The organism is Exiguobacterium sp. s50, from assembly GCF_018618175.1.
In the GTDB taxonomy this organism is placed as follows: domain Bacteria; phylum Bacillota; class Bacilli; order Exiguobacteriales; family Exiguobacteriaceae; genus Exiguobacterium; species Exiguobacterium chiriqhucha.
Genome location: NZ_JACSLP010000007.1, coordinates 185,520 through 209,857, shown reverse-complemented (window position 1 = coordinate 209,857; position 24,338 = coordinate 185,520). Strand labels below are relative to the sequence as shown.

Sequence of the window (24,338 nt, the reverse complement as noted above, 5' to 3'; positions counted from 1 at the left end):
GCTGAAGGGCGATGAAAACAGAGGAGCGTCATCCCTCCCGGGACGACGCTCCTCTGTTCAAAATCATTTGAAGTTTTTCAGTGCCCTCCGAATGCGTGGCGGTTTTTTTGTATTTTAACACCACTAAAGACGAACGATAAATATTCAGACAATTAAATTGTTCGCAGTTTGTTGACATGTTTTGAAAGAACAAGGTACGATAGGCGTGTGAGTTAATAACAAATTAAATAGTGCTCCATATAATCGCGAGGAAATGGCTCGCAAGTTTCTACCTGATCGCCGATTCTGATCAGACTATGGGGTATAGTCGACATTTTTTTGTCGTGGCCTATACCCTAAACTGGTTATTCGGTTTAGGGATTTCTTTATTTAAGGGGGACATTTGAATGAAGGCAACAGTAGGTGTGATCATGGGTAGCTCGTCTGATTGGGAAACGATGCGCCATGCTTGTGACATCCTAGAAGAATTGAGTATTCCATATGAAAAACAAGTTGTCTCGGCACATCGGACGCCGGACTTAATGTTTGAATATGCTGAAGAGGCCCGTGCGAGAGGCATACAAGTCATCATTGCAGGCGCAGGAGGAGCAGCCCATTTACCGGGAATGGTCGCAGCGAAAACAACGCTTCCTGTCATCGGAGTGCCTGTTCAATCTAAAGCGTTAAATGGACTTGATTCCTTGCTCTCGATTGTTCAAATGCCTGCAGGAGTACCAGTGGCAACGGTCGCTATCGGACGTGCCGGGGCGACGAACGCGGCCCTACTCGCCGTTCAAATCCTCAGCCTGCAATTCCCCGCACTGGTTGAACGCCTAGATACATATCGCCAAGCGAAGCGCGATATGGCACTTCAAGCGACGGAGGAACTAATCTAATGAGAATCGGCATTTTAGGTGGAGGTCAGTTAGGTCGCATGATGTCTCTCAGTGCGAGTGCTATGGGGTACGAAACGCTAAGCCTCGATCCAAACGCAAACGCGCCCGCCGCTCAGGTTGCACCAAGCATCGTCGCCGCATTTGACGACGTAACGGCAGCACGTGAACTTGCACATCGTTCAGACGTCATCACCTATGAATTTGAGAACATTGATACAGCGATGATTGAGGCCATTGCTGACAAATGTCCTCAAGGGATGGATGTCTTGAAGGCGACACAGCATCGAATCTTTGAAAAACAAATGATTGAAGGGGCAGGTCTTCAAGTCGCACCGTACGTTCCAGTCCGTTCCGTCCGTGATGTCATTCGAGCAAGAGACGTGTTAGGTTTTCCGTTTGTGATTAAGACGTGCCGTTTTGGTTATGACGGTAAAGGTCAAACGGTAATACGTTCAGAACAAGACGTAAGCTCGTTCACAGATCAGTTCGAAGAGACGGAATATGTGGCCGAAGCTTGGCTTCCTTTTAAAAAAGAAATCTCTGTTATCGTGACGAGAGGGACGCACGAGACGACGACGTTCCCCATCAGCGAGAACATTCATCGAAACAATATTTTATATCTTTCGATTGTACCGGCACGAGTGGAGCCTGATATTTTAGAGGAGGCGCGTCATTTGGCCCTCCAACTCGCTGACCACATCGGACTGATTGGTACGCTTGCGGTTGAGTTGTTCATTATGGAAGACGGTTCATTGTACGTGAATGAACTTGCGCCACGCCCTCACAACTCAGGGCATTACACGATTGATGCCTGTGAGACATCACAGTTCGAGCAACACATTCGGGCAATCACCGGGATGAAGCTTGGGCGAACGACGCTTTACACACCAATCGTCATGGTCAACCTGTTAGGCGAACATATGGACGAGCTGAACCCGCAAACGTTACCGTCGAATGTTAAACTACATTTGTATGGGAAAGAAGAAGCGAAGCAGGGGCGGAAAATGGGACATTTGAACGTGATTGCTGCTTCCGTCAAAGAAGCGCTTCAGACCATCGAACAATTGGCAATTTGGAAGGAGACCGTTTTATGATTTCACGTTATACCCGTCCTGAGATGGCGGCGATTTGGACAGACCAGAATAAATTTGAGGCATGGCTCCAAGTAGAGCTGTACGCCTGCGAGGCGTGGAGCGAACTTGGTATCATCCCGAAGGAAGATGTCGCCGTCTTATGGGACAAGGCATCGTTTGATGTCGAACGCATCCTTGAAATCGAGCAAGAGACACGTCATGACGTCATCGCATTCACCCGTGCCGTCTCAGAGACACTCGGTGAAGAGAAGAAGTGGGTGCATTACGGACTGACTTCGACAGACGTCGTCGATACGGCCTTATCGTACTTGATTAAGCAAGCGAACGATATTTTAGAAGCTGACATCGACCGTTTCATCGACATCCTCGCTGAAAAAGCTAGAGCACATAAGTATGACATCATGATGGGCCGTACACACGGTGTCCACGCAGAACCGACGACGTTCGGATTGAAGCTCGCCCTTTGGTACGAAGAGATGAAGCGCAACAAGAAACGGTTCATGGCAGCCCGCGAGACGATTGAATTCGGTAAGATGAGTGGTGCGGTCGGTACGTTCGCAAACATTGATCCATTCATCGAATCGTATGTGTGTGACAAATTAGGGATTCAAGCAGCACCGATTTCGACGCAGACGTTACAACGTGACCGTCACGCCGAATACATGTCCACGCTCGCGTTAATCGCCACATCGATTGAGAAGATGGCGACAGAGATTCGCGGCCTCCAAAAGACAGAGACACGTGAGGTCGAAGAATTCTTCGCCAAAGGACAAAAAGGATCGTCAGCAATGCCGCATAAACGTAACCCGATCGGTTCAGAGAACATGACCGGCCTGGCCCGTGTCATTCGCGGTCATATGGTGACGGCGTATGAGAACGTCCCACTCTGGCATGAACGTGACATCTCACACTCCTCAGCAGAACGGATCATTCTTCCGGATGCGACGAGTCTCCTCAACTACATGTTGAACCGCTTTGGCAATATCGTGAAGAACTTGACGGTCTTCCCGGATAATATGCGCCGGAACATGGACCGGACGTTTGGCATTATCTTCTCCCAACGCATCTTGCTCGCGTTGATTGAAAAAGGATGGTCGCGCGAAGCCGCTTATGATGCCGTTCAACCGAAGGCGATGCAAGCGTGGGAAGAAGAGACGATGTTCCGCACCTTGATTGAACAAGACGCCGAGATGGGCGCACTCTTCACGAGTGACGAGCTCGACGACCTATTCGACCCGAGCCATCACGTGCGCCGTGTCGATGTTATTTTTGAACGCTGTGGTTTGTGATCGTTGAGGGGCTTCATGCCCCTCTCACTTTTAAGGGGGACGATACAGATGGAAGCAATTTACGAAGGTAAAGCGAAAGCGTTATTTGAGACTGAAGAACAGGGTGTGCTCCGCGTTTATTATAAAGACGACGCGACAGCATTTAACGGGGAGAAGAAAGAATCAATCGCCGGCAAAGGCGTGTTGAACAATGCCATCACGACGCGCTTGTTCGAACTCATGCACGATAACAAGATTCCGACGCATTTCATTAAGCGACTATCGGATCGCGAGCAGCTCGTGCGCCGTGTCGATATCATTCCGCTCGAGGTCGTCGTTCGCAACGTCGCCGCCGGAAGCCTTGCCAAACGACTCGGTTGGGAAGAAGGGACACCGCTCCTGTCACCGATTGTCGAGTTTTACTATAAAGATGACGCACTCGGAGATCCACTCTTAACGGAGGATCATATCCGTTTACTGCAAGTTGCCACACACAAAGAAGTCGAAACATTGCGACAACTTGGTCTGTGGGTCAACGATGTGTTGCTCGATTTCTTCAATGAACATGGCATCGATTTAATCGATTTCAAACTTGAGTTCGGTAAAGTCGATGGCACGATCATCCTTGCCGATGAAATCTCACCAGACACGTGCCGGCTTTGGGACAAAGAGACGAAACAAAAGCTCGATAAAGACGTTTTCCGCAGAGACCTTGGATCTCTGACAGACACATACAGCCAACTGTTAACACGCATAGGGGGAATGGACCGATGAAAAAAGTAAACGTGTACGTGACATTACGTGAAAGTGTACTGGATCCACAAGGCGTCGCCGTAAAAGGTGGGCTCGAACATCTCGGTTTTACAGGGGTAGAGTCGGTACGCATCGGGAAAGTCATCGAGCTTCAAGTGGCAGATGAGACGACCGAAGCGATGGTGCGTGACATGTGTGAGAAGTTGCTCGTCAACACGGTTATCGAGAACTATCGAATCGAGATGGGGGTACTCGCATGAAATTCGCTGTCATCGTCTTCCCCGGATCGAACTGTGACCTCGACATGTATCATGCCGTAAAAGATGTCCTCGGCGAAGAAGCGGACTATGTGTTCCATACGGAAACGTCGCTTGATGGGTACGATGGTGTGCTCCTACCAGGCGGTTTCTCATACGGGGACTACTTGCGCTGTGGTGCCATCGCCCAGTTCTCACCGATTATGAACGAAGTGAAACGATTCGCCGAAGAAGGGCGTCCAGTGCTCGGCGTCTGTAACGGATTCCAAGTGCTCGTCGAAGCGGGACTCCTACCGGGCGTATTGATGCGCAACCGTGATTTGAAGTTCATGTGCAAGACAGTCGAATTGAAAGTCGAAACGAACGAGACGATGTTCACGAACGATTATGAGCTCGGGGAGACGATTCAAGTCCCAATCGCGCACGGGGAAGGCAACTACTACTGTGACGAGGCGACACTCGAGACGCTCCGTGCGAACGGGCAAATCGCCTTCACGTATACCGACAATCCGAATGGATCGGTCGCGAATATCGCAGGAATCACGAACGTACAAGGTAACGTACTCGGAATGATGCCACACCCGGAACGAGCGGTCGAAGCACTCTTAGGCGGGGAAGATGGCAAACGATTATTTACTTCGATGGTGAAATGGGGGACTCGACATGCTACTTACAACTGAACCGACAGCAACACACATCCGTGAAGAGCGACTTTACGCCACGATGGGCTTGACCGATGAGGAATACGCGCTCGTCGTCTCACTGCTCGGTCGTGAGCCGAATTACACAGAGATCGGGTTATTCTCGGTCATGTGGTCTGAACACTGTTCGTACAAAAACTCGAAGCCTGTCCTCCGGAAATTCCCGACTACTGGGAAACACGTCCTTCAAGGACCTGGGGAAGGTGCCGGCATCGTCGACATTGGCGATGGCCAGGCCGTCGCATTCAAAATCGAGAGCCATAACCATCCATCGGCGATTGAGCCGTACCAAGGTGCGGCGACAGGTGTCGGCGGGATTATCCGCGACATCTTCTCGATGGGCGCGCGACCGGTCGCACTCCTCAACTCGCTCCGCTTCGGAGATTTGAACGAATCACGTGTGAAACATCTTTTCGGCCACGTCGTCTCCGGCATCGCCGGTTACGGCAACTGTGTCGGCATCCCGACGGTCGGTGGGGAAGTCGCGTTCGACCCGGCCTATGCCGGCAACCCGCTCGTCAACGCGATGTGCGTCGGACTCATTCGCCATGAAGACATTCAAAAAGGGATTGCCGAAGGTGTCGGCAACTCGGTCATGTACGTCGGCGCAACGACAGGACGCGACGGCATTCACGGGGCGACGTTCGCCTCGGAAGAACTCGGTGAGGATGCGGACGAGAAACGCCCGGCCGTCCAAGTCGGGGACCCATTCATGGAGAAACTGTTGATTGAGGCGTGTTTGGAAGTCATTAAGCACCCAGCCCTCGTCGGGATCCAAGACATGGGAGCGGCTGGTCTCACGTCGTCTTCGGCCGAGATGGCATCGAAGGCAGGCATGGGCATCGAGATGAACCTCGACCTCGTCCCACAACGCGAGGCTGACATGACGCCTTACGAGATGATGTTGTCCGAGTCACAAGAGCGGATGCTTCTCGTCGTCAAGGCAGGGCATGAAGATGAAATCGAAGCAATCGTCACGAAGTGGGGACTTCATGCGATCAAAGTCGGTGTCGTCATCGAAGAAAAAGTGCTCCGTCTTCTCCATCAAGGGGAAGTCGCAGCCGAAGTACCGGTCGACGCGCTCGCAGAAGACGCACCGGTCTACCATAAGCCGTCGAAAGTACCGGCATATTATGAGACGTTCCAAGCGATGGCACCGGTCCAACCGGTCGTCACGGACGTACTCACGACATGGAAAGACGTGCTTGCCATGCCGACGATTGCCTCGAAACGTTGGGTGTATGAGCAATACGACCATATGGTCCAAACATCAACCGTCGTTGCACCAGGAAGTGATGCGGCCGTTATCCGGATTCGCGACACAGACAAAGCGCTCGCGATGACGACGGACTGCAACGCCAAATACGTGTACCTCGACCCGCGTGTCGGTGGTGCCATCGCGGTCGCAGAGGCAGCGCGCAACATCGTCGCCAGCGGCGCCACACCGCTCGCCCTCACGGACTGCTTGAACTTCGGTAGCCCGGACAAGCCAGAAGGGTTCTGGCAGCTCGATCAAGCTGTCGAAGGGATGGCCGAAGCGTGCCGTGCCCTCGACACACCGGTCATCGGCGGGAACGTTTCGCTTTACAATGAGTCGAACGGGACGGCGATTTATCCGACGCCGGTCGTCGGCATGGTCGGCTTGATCGACAAGCCAGAACATATCACGACGTCGTTCGCGAAAGAATCAGGCGACATCATCTTCCTGCTCGGAGAGACGAAACCTGAGTTCGGCGGTAGTGCGCTCCAAATGCTTCAAGACGGTCAAGTGAGCGGACAGGCGCCGACGCTTGACCTGGAGACGGAGAGCCGTCAGCAACAAGCGCTCCTCGCAGCAATCCGGGAAGCACTTGTCACGGCGGCCCACGACGTATCGGAAGGTGGACTCGCCGCAGCACTCCCTGAACTCGTGTTCGGCACGGGCTTCGGCGCAGACGTCACAGTCGACACAGATCTCGTGACGACACTTTTCAGCGAATCACAGTCACGGTTCCTCGTCACAGTCGCGCCACATCAAGCCGATGCGTTCGCGAAGTTGACGAAGGCGACACGCATCGGACAGGTGACAGACACGCCACAATTGACGGTGCGTGCGAGCGACCGCCTAATCGAAATGGACGTCACGGAACTTGAACGGGTATGGGAAGGAGCTATTCCATGTTATATGACATCCGAGGCATGAACGAGGAGTGCGGGGTATTCGGGGTATTTAATCACCACGAAGCGTCACACCTCGCCTACTACGGCCTCCACAGCCTGCAACACCGGGGACAAGAAGGGACAGGCATCGTCACGGCTGACGGGGAGCGCTTGCACGCCAAACGCGGGCTCGGACTCGTCGCTGAAGTGTTCGACGAACCGTCGCTCGATGCATTGACCGGGCACCACGCCATCGGTCATGTCCGTTATTCGACGGCAGGCGGCAACACGCTCGAGAACGTCCAACCGCTCCACTTCAAGTCGCTCACGGGCGATTTGGCGATGGCGCACAACGGGAATCTCGTCAACGCCAACGAGTTGAAACATATGCTCGAAGCGGAAGGTGCGATTTTTCAGACGACATCGGACACGGAAGTCGTCGCCCACTTGATTAAGCGGAGCCGAGGCAACTCGATGAAAGAACGAATCGCGGATAGCTTGGCTCGTCTCGTCGGAGCGTTCGCCTTCCTCTTCTTGACGGAAGACGCGCTCTACGTCGGCGTCGATGTTCACGGATTACGTCCGCTCTCGCTCGGCCAGACCGAGGACGGAGCCTACGTATTCGCCTCAGAGACATGTGCGTTCGACGTCGTGGGGGCGACGTACGTACGTGATGTCGAGCCAGGGGAACTCCTTATGATCACGCAAGACGGGATTGTATCGGAGCGGTACAGCGAGGCCTCGGTCCGCGCGATGTGTTCAATGGAATACATCTACTTCTCGCGGCCGGACTCGATCATCGATGGCGTCAACGTGCACACGGCCCGTAAGGCGATGGGGAAAAAGATGTTCGACGAGGCACCGGTCGAAGCGGACGTCGTCACCGGCGTCCCTGATTCGAGTATTTCAGCAGCCATCGGCTACGCCGAGGCGAGCGGGATTCCGTACGAGATGGGACTCATCAAAAACCGATACGTCGGCCGGACGTTCATTCAACCGTCGCAAGAGTTACGGGAGCGCGGCGTCAAGATGAAACTGTCGGCGTTGCGAGGTGTCGTGAGCGGTAAGCGGGTCATCATGGTCGACGACTCAATCGTTCGCGGGACGACGAGCCGACGCATCGTCAAACTGCTCCGTGAAGCCGGGGCGACCGAAGTGCATGTGCGCATCACGTCACCACCGATCAAGCATCCGTGCTATTACGGCATCGATACATCATCAAAGGAAGAGTTGATTGCGGCCACCAAATCCATCGAAGAGATTAAAGAAGAGATTGGGGCCGATTCACTGGCGTTCCTCACATTGGATGGGACGGTCGAAGCAATCGACCGGCCGTTCGAAGGGAACTTGCGCGGGCAGTGCGCCGCTTGCTTCACCGGACTTTATCCAACTGAACTGGCGGAACTTGTAACAGAGACAAAAGCTTGAGGGGGACTGACGATGAGTTTAAGATATGAACAAGCGGGTGTGAATTTAGAGGCAGGTTATGAGGCAGTATCACGCATGAAGCGTCACGTTGCACGGACGATGCGTCCAGAAGTGATGACCGGGCTCGGTAGTTTTGGTGCGATGATTGACCTTGGCTCGATGCAGTTGAAACATCCGATTCTCGTCAGCGGAACGGATGGGGTCGGCACGAAACTCAAACTCGCGTTCGCGCTCGACCAACATGATACGATTGGAATTGACTGTGTGGCGATGTGTGTCAATGACTGTCTCGTCCACGGGGCCGAACCGCTTTATTTCTTAGACTATATCGCGACCGGAAAAGCGGAACCGGCCAAACTTGAGCGCATCGTCGCAGGAGTCGCCGAAGGCTGTGTCCAAGCGGGCTGTGCCCTCGTTGGAGGCGAGACGGCCGAGATGCCGGGGATGTATCCGGACGGCGAATATGACATCGCCGGATTCGCCGTCGGTGTCGTCGAGAAGGAAGCACTGATCGATGGACGGACGATTGAAGCGGGGGACATCGTCCTCGGACTCGCATCATCGGGTGTCCATTCAAACGGATTCTCGCTCGTCCGCCATATCGTCGAATCGCAAGGGCTCGCCTACACTGATGAGATCGCCATGCTCGACACGACGCTCGGGAACGCCCTTTTGTTGCCGACGCGCATCTATTCCGAGGCGGCGAAAGCGGCCATCGCGACGGGGCGTGTCCAAGGCATGGCCCATATCACGGGCGGCGGTTTTTACGAGAACGTGCCACGCATGCTGCCGGAAGGCTTCGGTGTCACATTCGACGCATCGAATTGGCCGAGCCTGCCCGTGTTCGACTGGCTCGAACAAGTCGGGCACGTCTCGAAACAAGAGATGTTCAACGTGTTCAATATGGGTATCGGCTTCATGATCGCAGTCCGTCCTGAAGATGTCGAAGCTGTCGAAGCTGCGCTCGAGCGCGCCGGAGAGACGTCGCATCGCATCGGGAAAGTCGATGCCAAACCGGGTGTCCGCATCATGGGGGTCGACCAGTGAAAAAGTTTGCCATCTTCGCCTCCGGGTCCGGTAGCAACGCCGAAGCGATTTGGCAAGCCATTGACCGAGGCGACTTGTCAGGGGAATGCGTCCTGCTCGTCACGGACAAACCAGAAGCGAAAGTACTCGAGCGGGCCGATCGGTTCAACATCCCGACCTTCTCGTTCGAACCGAAGACGTACGCCTCAAAAGCGGAATTCGAACAAGAAATACTAGTCCTACTACAGGCACTCGGCGCCGACTATATTGTCTTGGCCGGGTATATGCGGTTGATTGGGGACGTATTGCTGTCAGCATATCCGAACCATATTATCAACATCCATCCGTCGCTATTACCGGCGTTCCCAGGAAAAGACGCCATCGGTCAGGCGCTCGCGGCGAACGTGCCGACGAGCGGTGTCACCGTCCATTACGTCGATGCCGGGATGGATACGGGACCAATCATCGCCCAACAAGACGTCGCTATCGCAGGCTGTGATGCGGCCGAAGCGGCAAGACGCATCCAAGCGGTCGAGCATCAGCTCTATCCGCGCGTACTACAACAAGTGTTTATCCAACAGGAGGTTTTCAAGTGAGAGCATTACTGAGTGTGTCAGATAAAACAGGAATCGTCGAGCTCGCGCAGGCGTTGCATGAAGCGGGCATCGAACTCATTTCGACAGGCGGGACGGAAGCAGCGCTCATCGCGGCTGGCCTTCCGGTAAAAAACATCTCAGCAGTGACGTCGTTCCCAGAGATGCTCGACGGACGCGTGAAGACGCTCCATCCGCTCGTTCACGGTGGCCTGCTCGGGCGCCGCGATTTGGACTCGCACGTCGAACAGATGAGAGACCACGACATCGAGCCAATCGACTATGTCGTCGTCAACTTATACCCGTTCAAAGAGACGATTGCGAAAGAGAATGCGACGTATGAAGAAGCGATTGAAAATATCGATATCGGTGGACCGAGCATGCTCCGTTCAGCCGCGAAAAACCATGCCAGCGTGACGGTCGTCGTCGATCCGGCCGACTACGGTCATGTGGCCGAAGCGGTTCGTGCCGGCGGGACGACGTTCGAAACACGTCAACGTCTTGCGACAAAAGCGTTCCGTCACACGGCGGCGTATGACGCCTTGATTGCCGACTATTTAGGGCAGCAGATCGGCGAGACGTTCCCGGAACAGCTCACGGTCACGTATGAGAAAGTACAAGACCTCCGTTACGGGGAAAACCCGCACCAGCAGGCAGCGTTTTATAAGACGCCGCTCTATCACGGGATGACGCTCGCGAACGCGAAGCAACTGCACGGCAAAGAACTCTCATATAACAATATCCAAGATACGAATGCGGCGCTCGAGGCGCTCAGCGAATTGACGGAGCCGGCAGCGGTCGTCGTCAAACATATGAACCCGTGCGGTGTCGCTGTCGGACAGACAATCAGCCAGGCGTTCTCAAGAGCCCATGCGGCCGATCCGGTCTCGATTTTTGGAGGCATCGTCGCCTTGAACCGTGAAGTCGATGTGGAAACGGCAGAGGCGCTCCGCAACATCTTCCTAGAAATCATCATCGCGCCATCCTTTAGTGAGGCAGCACTTGACCGATTGAAAGAGAAAAAGAATCTTCGGTTATTGACGCTCGACATGGGCCAGATGACAGGGATGCGCTTGACAGCCGTCGCGGGCGGTCTCCTCGTACAAGATGAGGACGACGTCACACTCGATGATGCGTCATGCCAAATCGTGACGGATCGTCGTCCGACGGCGTCTGAATGGGAAGATTTGAAACTTGCGTGGCGTGTCGTGAAACACGTGAAATCCAACGCCATCGTCGTCGCCAAAGACGAGACGACAATCGGCATCGGTGCGGGACAGATGAACCGCGTCGGCGCGGCGAAAATCGCTTTCGAACAAGCAGGGGAACGTGCTCAAGGGGCCGCTCTCGGTAGCGATGCGTTCTTCCCGATGGGCGATACGGTCGAGGCTGCGGCTGCGGCCGGGATCACGGCCATCATTCAACCGGGCGGATCGATTCGTGACGAAGAGTCGATCGAAGCGGCGAACCGTCACGGCATCACGATGGTGTTCACGTCAGTTCGACACTTCAAACATTGAGAGGAGCGATAAGATGAACGTACTCGTCATTGGACGTGGCGGCCGTGAACACGCGCTCGCCTGGAAACTGGGACAAGACGGACATGAGGTGTTCGTCGCCCCGGGCAATCTCAATATGGATGGTGTGACGTGCGTGCCGATTGAAGAGACGGATGTTTCGGCCCTTGTTGGGTTTGCGAAGCGCGAAGGAATCGACTGGACGATTGTCGGCCCCGAATCGGCCCTGATGGCCGGAGTCGTCGATACGTTCCAAGCAGAAGGTCAACACATCTTCGGACCGACGAAAGCGGCAGCGCTCCTCGAGGGTAGTAAAGCCTTCGCCAAAGAAGTGATGCGCGAAGCAAATATTCCGACAGCGGGATATGATACGTTTACCGACGCAGCGTCGGCGCTACGTCATATCGATCAGTCGGAAGCCCCGCTCGTCGTCAAAGCGGACGGACTCGCTGCCGGGAAAGGCGTGACCGTCGCGTTCACACTCGATGAGGCGCGGGCGGCGATTCACGACATCTTCGGCACCGATAAGTTCGGGGATCAGTCCCGTGTCGTCATCGAAGAGTTTTTAGACGGGGAAGAGTTCTCGCTCATGGCGTTCGTCTCAGGCGAGCACGTCATCCCGATGATCACGTCACAAGATCACAAACGTGCGTTTGACGGCGACAAAGGCCCGAATACGGGTGGCATGGGCGCATATAGCCCGATGCCTCATCTCGACGATGCCGTGTACACGGAAGCGGTCGAGCGCGTGCTCTTCCCGCTCGCGCGGACGATGGTCGAACGAGGCACTCCGTTCGAAGGGTTCTTGTATGCAGGTCTTATCTTGACGGCGGATGGCCCGAAAGTGATCGAGTTCAACGCTCGGTTCGGCGATCCCGAGACCGAGGTCATTCTCCCGAACTTGGCATCTCCTCTCCTCGACGTCATCGAGGCGGTCGTGGACCAAAAAACGTATCCGATTGAATGGGTGGAAGGCTATACGATTGGAGTCGTCGTCGCGGCAGAAGGCTATCCTGATCGAGCGACGACCGGACAGGTACTATCAGGCTTCGGTGACTTACGAGACGATGTGCTCGTGTTCCATGCGGGCACGACCCGTGACGGGGCGGACATCGTCGGCAACGGGGGACGCTTGTTCGTGCTCACGTCGACAAAACCGACCTTGCTCGAAGCGAAATATGCCGTCTATACGGCACTCGAACAACTTGATTTGCCACAGACGTTCTACCGTCGAGACATCGGGGGACGGGCGTTGGCACGTATTTTTTAAAGGATGGGTCAACCCGTCCTTTTTTTCATGCGAAAAGAAGGGAATTCACGCTTCCTGCTCTACAATAATGGAGTAGATTGAAGGAAGAAGGTGGTCGACGTGCGCATTCGGACGAAGCTCATGATTGCGGTGGCCGTGAATATAGTCGTGTTTGTCGGAATCATCTTTTTTGGGGTCCGCCCTTATTTTATCGAGAAGAGCATGGAACAAGATCGGCAGACGGTCGAGAGTCAAGTCGCGAGCGTGTCAGAGACGCTCGCCAATCGGAAGCATACGCTCGAGCGCACACTCGTCGATTGGGCCGTCTGGAATGACACCTACACGTTCGTTCAACGACGGAACGCCTCCTATGTCCAAAGTAACATTAGCGAGGAATCGCTTGAAAACTTGAGCGTCAACGCCATCGTCTATTTGGACCGGGACGGAGAAGCGTTCTACTCGTCGTTCCGTTCAGCGAGCACGACGTTGTCAAAAACTGATCAACAAACGCTCATCAAGGCGGTCACTTCTCGATTAAGCGATCAGGAAGATACGCAAAACGGCATCTATGCGAGTGATTTCGGTCCGACGCTGTACGTCAGTCACCCGATTTTACGAAGTGATAGTAGTGGTCCAAGTCAAGGTACGCTCGTCATGCTCGAGTTCGTCGACCCGGCATTTCTGGCGGACATGAGCACCCAGACGAAAATTCCATTGACGATTCAACCTGCGCGTCAAAATCAGACGGTCATCACGGATGGCGATGCGGGGACCGACGTCGTGATTCCGCTTGGCACTGTGTTTCAACAGTCCGATTTCGAGGTCAAATTCACCGTCGAACAAACACATTATGAAAATACGGTGGCGATGTTACGACTCGGGATAATAGCCCTCGTCGTCCTTGGGCTCGGTCTCTTCTTTTCGTTGCTGTGGACGATTCACCGGGTCGTGATTCGACGTCTCATGGAAATCGTCAGTGAGTTGAAAGTGATTACACTCGAACGGGATAGCCGGCTCCGGCTCAGTCGTGATGCGAAGAGCCACGACGAGATTGAACAGATGGCGACGAGCATGAATGAAGTGCTCGCGGCACTCGAAGACACACGTGCCGAAGTGATTGATCGGGCGTTTCGTGACGCGTTGACATTGCTCCCGAACCGGCTCGCGCTTGAGGACTACTTCTCGAACGTACGCGGCAAACAAGACCAAATCGGGGTGCTCGGTTTGGACTTGGACGATTTCCGGCGCATCAACGACCAGTACGGACACCGGACAGGCGACGCCGTCCTGATTTATATCGCTTCCCGACTCAACTTTTATAAAGAAGACGGATTTGTCGCCCGAATCGGTGCCGATGAATTCATGTTCGTCCACCCAAGCTGGACGCTCGAACAATTGCAGCCGGTCGCCCGGCGTTTGATCAAAGACTTGAAGGATTGGGCCGAAGTCAACGGGGTGAAGGGGATGGCGGCGACAATCGGTATCGATGTGTTCACTTGTGCCGAACCGCACCATACGTACGAGATGATGATGGGACGGCTCGATGTCGTCATTCATGAGGCAAAACTGTCAGGAAAGAATCGAGTGCTCACGTTCCAAGAAATCGAGGATGGAAGCCACTACTTACAGACGCTCGAGATGGAGCGTGACTTGCGCCATGCGCTCGAACATGATGAATTCGAACTGTATTATCAACCGATCGTGTCGCCGCGACCGTTTGCCGTACGTGGCGTGGAGGCGCTCATTCGTTGGAACCATCCGACGAAAGGTCAAATCTCACCTGGACTGTTCATCCCTGTTGCCGAACAGCTCGGTCTCATCTCTGATTTGGGTCGTTGGGTGCTCGAACAAGCGGTCACAGAGATGAAAGACCACGTGGAACGACATCACTTGTTCCTATCGATTAACGTGTCGAAGCGCCAAATCGCCGACGGTTCGTTTTTAGCTTCATTAGAACGAGTGTTGATGAGTTCGAGGTTTGACCCTCACCGTCTCCATGTCGAAATCACCGAGAGCGAGGTCGGCGGCAATTTATATGAACTTCAGCAGTTCATTCAATCGCTCAAGGCCATCGGCGTCAAAATCTCGCTCGATGACTTCGGGGTCGGCACGTCGTCGCTGTCGTTTTTACAGTCGCTCCAACTCGATTTGATTAAAATCGACCAGAATTTCGTCAAAGGGATTCCGGAGAACACGTTCGACCGGGCGTTGCTCGAAGGGTTATATCAGACGTTCCACACGCTCGGGCTCGATATCGTCACCGAAGGAGTCGAACGTCCGGAACAGCTCGCCTTCGTGCTCGAACATAGCAGCTCCCTCATTCAAGGCTATCATTACAGCAAGCCCGTTCCGCTCGCTCAACTCGAGCATTATTTGAAAAAGACGGTCACGATGTACGATTGGTGAAGGCGTCTCCCGTGGGAGACGTCTTTATTTGTGTGAATTTCATGTGAATTCCGTTACAATGGGCAACATAGCTTGCGAGCCTTTCAGAGAAAAGGTAAACTTGAATCAGATGAAAGAAAACGCTTACAAAATTATTTTCTAATAATAATGGCGAGGCGATTAAGGGAGGATTGGGTTCGATGCCACCAAAACGATCGGCGCGGGCACCGTGGTCTAAAGCGATGATTCGGTCACAATTAGAAGTCGTGAGCCAAGTCAGACCACCTTCGCTCGTATTGACGAATGCCACATACTTAAATATGTACGTGAAGCAGTGGAAACAAGCAAACATATGGATTGAGCATGACCGAATCGTCTATGTCGGGCCAGATGTACCGAAAGCTGCCGTCGAAACGGTGGATATGTCAGGGAAATACATCGTGCCGGGCTATATCGAGCCGCACGCGCATCCATTCCAACTATATAATCCGGCGACGCTGTCGAAGTATGCAGGTGAGCGGGGGACGACAACGCTCGTGAATGACAACATGCTTCTTTTTTTACAAAATAAGGAGCAAGCGTTTGCGCAACTGGAAGCGATGCAACAGCTTCCGACGAGCACGTACTGGTGGGCGCGTCTCGATACGCAGACCGAACTTGACCGTGATAGCGTTCTCGTCGACTCCGAGCGGATTCACGCTTGGTTCAATCACCCGGACGTCATCATGGCCGGAGAATTGACGGCCTGGCCACGGACGTTAAAAGGTGATGACGAGATGCTTCAGTGGATGCTCGATGCAGAGACGTGCGGGCTTCCGGTCGAGGGGCATTTTCCAGGTGCCTCGGCGAAGACGTTGACGAAGATGGCGCTGATGGGTGTTCACAGCGACCATGAAGCGATGACGGCCGAAGAAGCGCTCTGCCGGCTCGAACACGGCTATACGACAACACTCCGTCACTCTTCCATTCGTCCTGACCTTCCGGGACTCATCCGTGGTCTGCTCGACGCCGGACTCGAGGCGTTCGATCATGTGATGGTCACGACAGACGGGTCGACGCCAGGATTTTATCAAGACGGGTTACAAGACGCGCTCGTGAAAATCATGATTGAGGCGGGTTTGCCTCCAATTGAAGCATACCGCATCGTCTCGTTGAACGTGGCGCGACACTTCGGGCTCGATCACGTCCTCGGTTCGATTGCGCCGGGACGCATCGCCCATCTCAATATTTTGGATGCGGTTGATGAGCCACGCCCGAGCGCTGTCATTGCCAAAGGGCAATGGATTTATCGGGACGGGACGTCCGAATTTCCGAACGAGCTCGTCGATGCGGCGCTTGCCTTGATGCCGTCGACGAACGTCGACATCGAACTGACGCCGAACGACTTATCGTTCAGCATGCCGGTCGGGCTCGACATGGTCAACTCGGTCATCATGAAGCTGTTCAAAATCACGCACGATACCGGACAAGATGAGCTGCCACGTGACGGGGACGAGTCGTTCCTCATGCTGCTCGATAAAGAAGGGAAATGGCGCCTCAATACGGTGCTGAAAGGATTCGCCAACGACTTCGGAGGCCTCGTCAGTTCGTATTCGATTAGCGGTGACTATTTGATTCTTGGGAAATGCAAACAAGACATGTTGACGGCTTTCGAGCGGATGAAGGAACTTGGCGGCGGCATCGTCCTTGTCGACCGCGGTGAGGTGATCGCGGAAATCTCGCTCCCGCTCTGTGGCATGACGTCGAAGGAGCCGGTCGAACGGTTGATTGTCCAAGAAGAAGGGTTGCGGGCCGAGCTACTGATTCGTGGATACAAATTCGAAGACCCGATTTATACGCTCTTGTTCTTGGCGTCAACGCACTTGCCATATGTGCGGGCCACACCGCTCGGGATTTACGAAGTGATGAAGAAACAAATACTATTTCCGGCGATTTTACGATGAACAGTTGAGTCCGAGCCGGTCGTGCTTTAGAATGATAAAGAAGTACGATGAGAGAGGATGCTTGCGGATGCAACTCGATAAATTACGAGGACGAGAGCTCGATCAGCTATTTGAGGCGATTTTGAAGCTCGATACACTCGAAGATTGTTATCAACTATTTGAAGATTTAGCGACCGTGAACGAAGTACAGGCGCTCGCCCAACGGCTTGAAGTAGCCCGTCAAATTCGTGAAGGTAGCACATATCATAAAATTGAAGAAGCGACAGGTGCTTCGACAGCCACCATTTCCCGCGTCAAGCGTTGCTTGAACTACGGGTCTGGCGGTTATGATCTTGCCCTTGAACGTCTAAAACAATCAGAAGGTGACTCGTAAGAGTCATCTTGTTTTTGATGGGAGAGGAGGGGCGAGATGCAAGACAAGTTTATGAAACGAAATTTACAGCTGTTCTTCCGGAAGCTGACACCGGTCCAGACACTCGTGTTGATTTACAGCGCGGCGGTCGTGTTGTCTGTCATTTTGCTCGCCTTACCGATTGCGCGACAGCCGGGTGTCACGATCACATTCACCGATCTCGTCTTTTTTGCGGTCAGCTGTGTCAGCGTCACCGGCTTGACGCCAATCGTCGTGACGGATACGTTTTCGACGTTCGGGCTGTTCATCATCCTGTTCATCGTTCAAGTGAGCGGGGTCGGTCTGATCAGTTTGCACGTCATCATGTGGATTTTGCTCGGAAAGCGGATTGGCTTTCGTGAGCGTCAGCTGATTTTACGGGACCAGAACCAGACGTCGATGTCTGGAATCGTGAAGTATATTGCGGAAATTGTCATCACCGTTATCACGATTGAAGCGATTGGGGCAATCATGCTCGGAATCCATTACTTAAATTACTTTGATACGGCCAGAGAGGCGTTCCTGCAAGGGCTGTTCGGTTCGATCAGTGCGACGACGAACGCGGGGTTCGATATCACCGGCAGTTCGCTCGCGCCGTTCCGGGAAGACCCGTTCGTCATCTTTACGCAAATCGCGCTCATGACCGGTGGCGCCATCGGGTTCCCGGTCCTCGTCGAGATTCGCACCTATTTGACGAACCGGATTATACGGAAACGTGAGAATTTCCCGCGCCGCTTCTCGTTGTTCACGAAATTGACGGTATCCACGTTCTTCGGATTGATCGCGGTCGGGACCGTCGGCTTGTTTCTATTTGAATATAATAACGCGTTCAAAGGTTTACCGCTCTGGCTCGCGCTCTCGGATTCCTTGTTCCAGTCCGTGACGACGCGAAACGGGGGCTTGACGACGGTAGACGTCAACCTGTTCTCGGAAGGCAGTATGTTATTGTTATCGATTCTGATGTTCATCGGGGCGTCCCCGTCCTCGGTCGGCGGGGGGATTCGGACGACGACGTTCGCCGTCGCCGTGCTCGGGGTCGTCGCGTTCATTCGCGGGGACTCGTCCATCAAAATTTTCGGGCGCGAGATTGTGCTCGAGGATATTTGGAAAGCGTTCGTCATCATCACGGTGTCACTCGCTGTCCTGCTCACGGGGGTCATGGTGCTCACCTTCTTTGAAGACGCATCGCTTACCCGCATCTTGTTCGAGGCGTGCTCGGCGTTCGGAACGACCGGCTTGTCGGTCGGTCTGTCGGCAGAGTTCAGTAACGTCGGAAAATGGGTACTCACGATTTTAATGTTCATCGGTCGAATCGGTGTCATCGCCTTCATCTTGATTTTGCAGCGGAGACAGCCGAAACGGATGTACAACTATCCGAAAGAATCAATCATCTTAGGCTAAGGAGCTCAGATCATGAAGGCTTTTTGGATCAACTTTGGTTACGTGTTCGCCGTCCCGGTCTTACCGTTCATCGCGGTCGTGAACGGAACAGCGCTCTGCTCGCCAGATTCACCGTTACTCGAGATTCCAGTGCTCGGCTTCTTTTTGGCCAATCCGCTCTGGTTCATCCCGGTTTACGGACTGTTCGCACTCGTCGTCGCCAAATGGATGACGGCCCGCGAACAAAAGACGCACGCCAGACGTGCTTGAGACTTGCCTCGGCAAGTCTTTTTTTGTTCAACAGATGCAAGCGACGGGAAAAATCGCTACACTAGAGAAGGTATCGAATGGGGGGGAAGCCGAATGGATTTTCAATCGTGGCGCCACGTCTTTAAACTTGATCCGAATAAACCGCTCGATGATTCGGCGCTCGCAGCGCTCATCCGTTCGGGCACGGACGCTTTCCTCATCGGTGGGACGGATGGGGTCGACGCGGAAAACACGTTCGCGCTCTATACTCGTCTCGAAGGATGCGGCATCCCGCTCGCGCTCGAGATGAGCCATCCCGAGCAAGTGATTCGAGGCTTCGACCACTATTTCATTCCGACCGTCTTGAACGCGGGCACCGTGGACTGGGTCATCGGTCATCAAACGAGAGCGTTCGAACGATACGGACACTTGTTTCACGCTGACGTGACCGGACAAGGGTATATCGTCTTGAATCCAGATGCGAAAGTGGCCCACGTGACCGAGGCGAAGACCGATTTGTCCATCGAGACAGCCATCGCCTATGCGGAAGCGGGACATCGCTTGTTCCGCCTGCCTTCCTTGTATGTAGAGTATAGCGGCACGTTCGGATCGGTCGAGCTCGTCCAAGAAGTGCGACTGGCAGTGCCGGACGCCCATCTGTTTTATGGGGGCGGTATCACCGGATACGAGTCGGCCCGAGTAATGGCCGAGCACGTGGATACGATCGTCGTCGGCAATGTGATTTATGACAATTTCGAAGGAGCGCTTGCGACTGTCGCGGCACTCCGATAAAATAAGAACAAATGTTTGGATAGGGAAAGGAAACGATTATGTATAACTTGAGTGAAGAATTAGTCAAAGGCATGAACCCTCCGCAAGCGGAGGCGGTCAAATATACGGACGGCCCGTTGCTCATCATGGCCGGGGCAGGGTCTGGGAAAACACGTGTCTTGACGCATCGCGTCGCCTACTTGATGGCGTCGAAACAAATCGCGCCGTGGAACATTCTCGCCATTACGTTCACGAACAAAGCGGCTCGCGAGATGAAAGACCGGATCGCCCGCCTCGTCGGTGGCGTCGCGGACGATATTTGGATTTCGACGTTCCACTCGATGTGTGTCCGGATTTTGCGGCGTGACATCGATCGAATCCGTTATGACCGGAACTTCTCGATTCTCGACTCGTCCGATCAGTTGACGGCCATCAAACAAGTGCTTAAAGAGTTGAACCTTGACCCGAAAAAATATGAGCCGCGGACGCTCCTCGGTATGATTTCGAACCATAAGAACGAGCTCCGCACGCCGCAAGATGCGGCCGCACTCGTCGGCAACAACCCGTACGAGAAAGTCATCTCGGACGTCTACACGGCGTATGAGAAGAAATTGAAGCAGAACAACGTGCTCGACTTTGACGACTTGATCATGAAGGCGATTCAGTTGTTCCAAGAAGCGCCGGACGTGCTCGCGTTTTATCAGAAGAAGTTCCAATACATCCACGTCGACGAGTATCAAGATACGAACCGGGCCCAATACACGCTCGTCAAGCTGCTCGCGCAGGCGCATGAGAACCTGTGTGTCGTCGGTGACTCGGATCAGTCGATTTATCGCTGGCGCGGCGCCGACATCGCCAACATCTTGACGTTCGAGAAGGATTATCCGAGCGCGCACGTCATCTTGCTCGAACAAAACTATCGGTCGACGAAGCGGATTTTGGAAGCGGCGAACGGTGTCATTCAAAACAACTCGGGTCGAAAAGACAAGCAGCTCTGGACCGAGAACGTCGAAGGCGAGAAACTCCTCTTGCATGTCGCCTCGGATGACCGGGATGAAGCGTTCTTCATCATCAATCAGATGAAGGAGCTCCGCCAAGAAGGCATCGATTACGGCGAGATGGCCGTCCTGTACCGGACGAACGCCCAATCGCGCGGACTCGAGGAAATGCTCCTCAAGTCGAACATCCCGTATAAGATGGTCGGCGGGACGAAGTTCTATGAACGAAAAGAAATCAAGGATATCTTGGCGTATTTGCGCTTAATCGCCAACCCAGACGAGGACATCTCATTCGTCCGTGTCGTCAACGAACCGAAGCGCGGCATCGGCGCCGCGACGGTCGATAAGCTCGGCGACTTCGCCGGGATGCAAGGCGTGTCGCTCATGGAAGCGATTCGTGACATCGAACTGTCGGGCATTGCGCCGCGCACAGCGACGAAGCTCGCCGAGTTCCGTCAATTGATGGTCGATTTGCGTCAAATGGCCGACTACTTGTCCATCTCGGAATTGATTGAAGAAGTGTTGAAGAAGTCAGGCTACGAAGAGATGCTCAAAATCGAGAAGACGCTCGAAGCCGAGAGCCGCCTTGAGAACTTGCAAGAGTTCCTCTCGGTCGCCCAAAATTTTGAGAAAGAGAGTGACGAGCAGACACTAGTCGCCTTCCTGACCGATTTGACGCTCGTCTCGGACCTCGACACGCTCGAAGAAGTCGACGAGTTACACCAAGTCACACTCATGACGCTACACTCGGCCAAGGGACTTGAGTTCCCGGTCGTCTTCTTGATTGGGATGGAAGAAGGGTTGTTCCCGCACAGCCGTGCCTTGAACGACCCGGAAGAGATGGAAGAAGAACGCCGTCTCGCGTACGTCGGCATCACGCGGGCCGAGAAGCGTCTCTATTTGACACGGGCCCAGTCCCGCATGTTGTACGGGCGTTTCCAAAACAACCCGGAGTCGCGCTTCTTGCACGAGTTGCCAGAGACGCTCTTGGAGCGATCGGGCAAAGCGAAGAAGCCGATGCCATGGAATCCAGTCGAGTCGCCGGGGAAACTTCCTGTGAACGGCTTCAGCTCGAAACCGAAACCAAAACTTGCCCAGTCGTCCGGCGCCGAATCAATCGGTTGGAACGTTGGGGACAAGGCCAATCATAAGAAATGGGGACAAGGCACGGTCGTTCAGACGCGTGGCGAAGGCGATCAGCTCGAGCTCGATATCGCTTTCCCGGCCGTCGGCATCAAGCGCCTGCTCGCCAAGTTTGCCCCAATCGAAAAAGCGTGAGGTGATCATATGGAGATGGCAGAACGCGTTGAAGCGATTCGTCAAAAGTTAAATCAATACGGGTATGAATATTATGTGCTCGACCGACCGAGTGTCCCAGATGCGGAATACGACCGTCTCATGAACGAATTGATTGAAATCGAGACGGACTATCCGGAACTCCGGAGTCCGGATTCACCGACGCAACGTGTCGGCGGCGTCCCGCTCGATGCGTTCGTCAAAGTGACACATGACACGCCGATGCTGTCGCTCGGGAACGTCTTCTCCAAAGAAGAACTCGTCGAATGGGTCGAACGGATTGAGAAAGATCTCGGCTATAGTCCGCTGTTCGTCGCCGAACTCAAGTTTGATGGGCTCGCCGTGTCGCTGAAATACGAAGACGGTCGGCTCGTCCGTGGCGCGACGCGCGGGGACGGGACGACTGGGGAAGACATCACGCAAAACTTGAAGACGATCCGCTCGATTCCGCTCCGGTTGAACGAGGACGTCACGTTCGAGGTGCGCGGTGAGGCGTACATGCCGAAACGGTCGTTCGAACATTTGAACGACGAGCGGGAACGCCTCGGCGAACCACTATTCGCCAACCCACGCAATGCGGCGGCAGGTTCGCTCCGGCAGCTCGACTCGAAAATCGCGGCGTCGCGGAACTTGGCGTTCTTCGCCTACGGGCTCGTCTCGACGGACGATCTCGTCGCCTCGCATGACGAGTCGCTCGAATATTTGCGCCGTCTCGGGATTGCCGTCAGCCAAGAATACACGACGTGTCATACGGCCGATGAGTTATGGGACTATATTGAAACGTATGTGACGAAGCGGTCGGAGTTGCCGTACGAGATTGACGGCATCGTCATCAAAGTCGCAGCTTACGAAGAGCAAGAACAGCTCGGCTTCACGGCGAAGAGTCCGCGTTGGGCCGTCGCGTATAAGTTCCCGGCCGAGGAAGTCGTGACGACGATTGAAGACGTCGACTTTAGTGTCGGGCGGACCGGGAAAGTCACGCCGCGTGCGCGGTTTGCACCGGTCTCGGTCGCAGGGTCGACCGTGACGTATGCGACGCTCCATAACGAGGACTTCATTGTAGAGAAGGACCTTCACATCGGAGACCGTGTCGTCATCAAGAAAGCGGGGGACGTGATCCCGGCCGTCGTCTCGGCGCTCGTCAGTGAGCGGACCGGGGAGGAGACGGAAATCGTCTTCCCGACGCATTGTCCAGCTTGTGAATCTGAACTCGTCCGGTTAGAGGGCGAGGCGGACCACCGCTGCGTCAATCCGGAATGCCCGGCCCAACTGCTCGAAGGGCTGATTCATTTCGTATCGCGCCCGGCGATGAATATCGATGGGCTCGGTGAGAAAGTGATTACGCAACTCCATGCGTCTGACCTCGTCCATAACGTGGCCGACCTATATCGTCTCGACCGGGATGCGCTGCTCGCGCTAGACCGGATGGGCGAAACGTCGGTGACGAACTTGCTCGCGGCGATTGAGCAGTCGAAACAGAACTCGCTCGAGCGTGTCTTGTTCGCGCTCGGTATCCGCCTCGTCGGACAAAAAGCGGCCGCGTTGATTGCGGAACGGTTCGAGACGATGGAGGCGGTCATGGAGGCATCGATCGACGAGTTGACGTCAATCGATGGTATCGGTACGAAGATGGCTGAATCGATCGTCTTATACTTTGAGAAGCCGGAAGCTCGTGACCTCGTCCGTGACCTCGGAGCGGCAGGTGTCAATCTGACGTTCAAAGGTGCGAAACGACCGGTCGACGCCGATGCACCGCTCGCCGGGAAGACGATCGTCTTGACCGGGAAACTGCATGAGATGACACGTGGCGAAGCCGGGAAACAACTTGAATTGCTCGGTGCGAGCGTCACGGGCAGCGTCAGCAAGAACACCGACCTCCTCGTCGCCGGCGAGAAGGCGGGCTCGAAACTGACGAAAGCCGAGTCACTCGGCATCGAAGTGTGGGATGAGGCGGCGTTGCTCGCCTTCTTAGCCGACCAATCGTGAATGAGGTCCTCCTGAGGGAGGGCCTTTTTTCATTGACCT

20 protein-coding genes and 1 riboswitch are annotated in these 24,338 nt (G+C 54.4%); all 20 genes read left to right on the top strand.

The features are described from left to right. The first annotated feature begins 215 nt into the window (after window positions 1-215). A riboswitch (purine riboswitch) is annotated at window positions 216-317 on the top strand. A 69-nt stretch (window positions 318-386) separates the two neighbouring features. Continuing rightward, window positions 387-875, top strand: a complete 489-nt coding sequence (gene purE, locus KNP68_RS11710; RefSeq protein WP_021065190.1) for a 5-(carboxyamino)imidazole ribonucleotide mutase — start codon at window positions 387-389, stop codon at window positions 873-875. Further along, window positions 875-1,969 carry a 5-(carboxyamino)imidazole ribonucleotide synthase gene (purK, locus tag KNP68_RS11705; RefSeq protein ID WP_029596118.1) on the top strand — a complete coding sequence of 365 codons (1,095 nt, stop codon included), beginning with the start codon at window positions 875-877 and terminating at the stop codon, window positions 1,967-1,969. The genes purE and purK overlap by 1 nt, the downstream gene beginning before the upstream one ends. After that, the gene (gene purB / locus KNP68_RS11700; protein WP_021065192.1) at window positions 1,966-3,258 is read left to right on the top strand and encodes an adenylosuccinate lyase; all 1,293 of its coding nucleotides are present in this window, start codon (window positions 1,966-1,968) and stop codon (window positions 3,256-3,258) included. The genes purK and purB overlap by 4 nt, the downstream gene beginning before the upstream one ends. Window positions 3,259-3,306: 48 nt before the next feature. After that, on the top strand, window positions 3,307-4,011 hold the full coding sequence (purC, locus tag KNP68_RS11695) for a phosphoribosylaminoimidazolesuccinocarboxamide synthase (protein ID WP_021065193.1): 705 nt from the start codon (window positions 3,307-3,309) through the stop codon (window positions 4,009-4,011). Next, entirely contained in the window at window positions 4,008-4,250 is a 243-nt protein-coding gene (gene purS / locus KNP68_RS11690) for a phosphoribosylformylglycinamidine synthase subunit PurS (RefSeq protein ID WP_021065194.1), read from the top strand. The genes purC and purS overlap by 4 nt, the downstream gene beginning before the upstream one ends. After that, the gene (gene purQ, locus KNP68_RS11685) at window positions 4,247-4,927 is read left to right on the top strand and encodes a phosphoribosylformylglycinamidine synthase subunit PurQ (protein WP_029596116.1); all 681 of its coding nucleotides are present in this window, start codon (window positions 4,247-4,249) and stop codon (window positions 4,925-4,927) included. The genes purS and purQ overlap by 4 nt, the downstream gene beginning before the upstream one ends. Beyond that, entirely contained in the window at window positions 4,911-7,130 is a 2,220-nt protein-coding gene (gene purL / locus KNP68_RS11680) for a phosphoribosylformylglycinamidine synthase subunit PurL (RefSeq protein ID WP_029596115.1), read from the top strand. The genes purQ and purL overlap by 17 nt, the downstream gene beginning before the upstream one ends. Next, the gene (gene purF, locus KNP68_RS11675) at window positions 7,106-8,515 is read left to right on the top strand and encodes an amidophosphoribosyltransferase (protein ID WP_021065197.1); all 1,410 of its coding nucleotides are present in this window, start codon (window positions 7,106-7,108) and stop codon (window positions 8,513-8,515) included. Before purL ends, purF begins: the two co-directional genes overlap by 25 nt. A 12-nt stretch (window positions 8,516-8,527) precedes the next feature. After that, a complete protein-coding gene (purM, locus tag KNP68_RS11670) occupies window positions 8,528-9,562 on the top strand; it encodes a phosphoribosylformylglycinamidine cyclo-ligase (protein WP_029596114.1) in 1,035 nt (344 codons plus the stop codon). After that, window positions 9,559-10,137, top strand: coding sequence for a phosphoribosylglycinamide formyltransferase (gene purN / locus KNP68_RS11665; RefSeq protein ID WP_029596113.1), 579 nt, complete (start codon window positions 9,559-9,561; stop codon window positions 10,135-10,137). Before purM ends, purN begins: the two co-directional genes overlap by 4 nt. Next, window positions 10,134-11,654 (top strand): bifunctional phosphoribosylaminoimidazolecarboxamide formyltransferase/IMP cyclohydrolase, encoded by a 1,521-nt coding sequence (gene purH / locus KNP68_RS11660; RefSeq protein ID WP_029596112.1) that lies wholly within the window; start codon window positions 10,134-10,136, stop codon window positions 11,652-11,654. The genes purN and purH overlap by 4 nt, the downstream gene beginning before the upstream one ends. Before the next feature lie 13 nt (window positions 11,655-11,667). Next, window positions 11,668-12,921, top strand: coding sequence for a phosphoribosylamine--glycine ligase (purD, locus tag KNP68_RS11655; protein ID WP_214715612.1), 1,254 nt, complete (start codon window positions 11,668-11,670; stop codon window positions 12,919-12,921). A gap of 99 nt (window positions 12,922-13,020) precedes the next feature. After that, a complete protein-coding gene (locus tag KNP68_RS11650; protein ID WP_371819374.1) occupies window positions 13,021-15,306 on the top strand; it encodes a bifunctional diguanylate cyclase/phosphodiesterase in 2,286 nt (761 codons plus the stop codon). A 179-nt stretch (window positions 15,307-15,485) separates the two neighbouring features. Next, on the top strand, window positions 15,486-17,228 hold the full coding sequence (locus KNP68_RS11645; RefSeq protein ID WP_214799639.1) for an adenine deaminase C-terminal domain-containing protein: 1,743 nt from the start codon (window positions 15,486-15,488) through the stop codon (window positions 17,226-17,228). A 67-nt stretch (window positions 17,229-17,295) separates the two neighbouring features. Next, entirely contained in the window at window positions 17,296-17,601 is a 306-nt protein-coding gene (locus tag KNP68_RS11640; RefSeq protein WP_021065204.1) for a YerC/YecD family TrpR-related protein, read from the top strand. Window positions 17,602-17,637: 36 nt separating this feature from the next. Next, on the top strand, window positions 17,638-19,020 hold the full coding sequence (locus KNP68_RS11635; protein ID WP_131472919.1) for a TrkH family potassium uptake protein: 1,383 nt from the start codon (window positions 17,638-17,640) through the stop codon (window positions 19,018-19,020). Window positions 19,021-19,032: 12 nt separating this feature from the next. Beyond that, a complete protein-coding gene (locus KNP68_RS11630) occupies window positions 19,033-19,269 on the top strand; it encodes a hypothetical protein (RefSeq protein WP_021065206.1) in 237 nt (78 codons plus the stop codon). A 93-nt stretch (window positions 19,270-19,362) separates the two neighbouring features. Further along, the gene (pcrB, locus tag KNP68_RS11625) at window positions 19,363-20,040 is read left to right on the top strand and encodes a heptaprenylglyceryl phosphate synthase (RefSeq protein ID WP_214799636.1); all 678 of its coding nucleotides are present in this window, start codon (window positions 19,363-19,365) and stop codon (window positions 20,038-20,040) included. A 38-nt stretch (window positions 20,041-20,078) separates the two neighbouring features. Next, window positions 20,079-22,295: a DNA helicase PcrA gene (gene pcrA, locus KNP68_RS11620; RefSeq protein WP_021065208.1), complete on the top strand. Its 2,217-nt coding sequence runs from the start codon at window positions 20,079-20,081 to the stop codon at window positions 22,293-22,295. A 9-nt stretch (window positions 22,296-22,304) separates the two neighbouring features. Then, complete coding sequence (gene ligA, locus KNP68_RS11615) at window positions 22,305-24,299, top strand: NAD-dependent DNA ligase LigA (protein ID WP_214799634.1); 1,995 nt, start codon at window positions 22,305-22,307, stop codon at window positions 24,297-24,299. The last annotated feature ends 39 nt before the right edge of the window (window positions 24,300-24,338 follow it).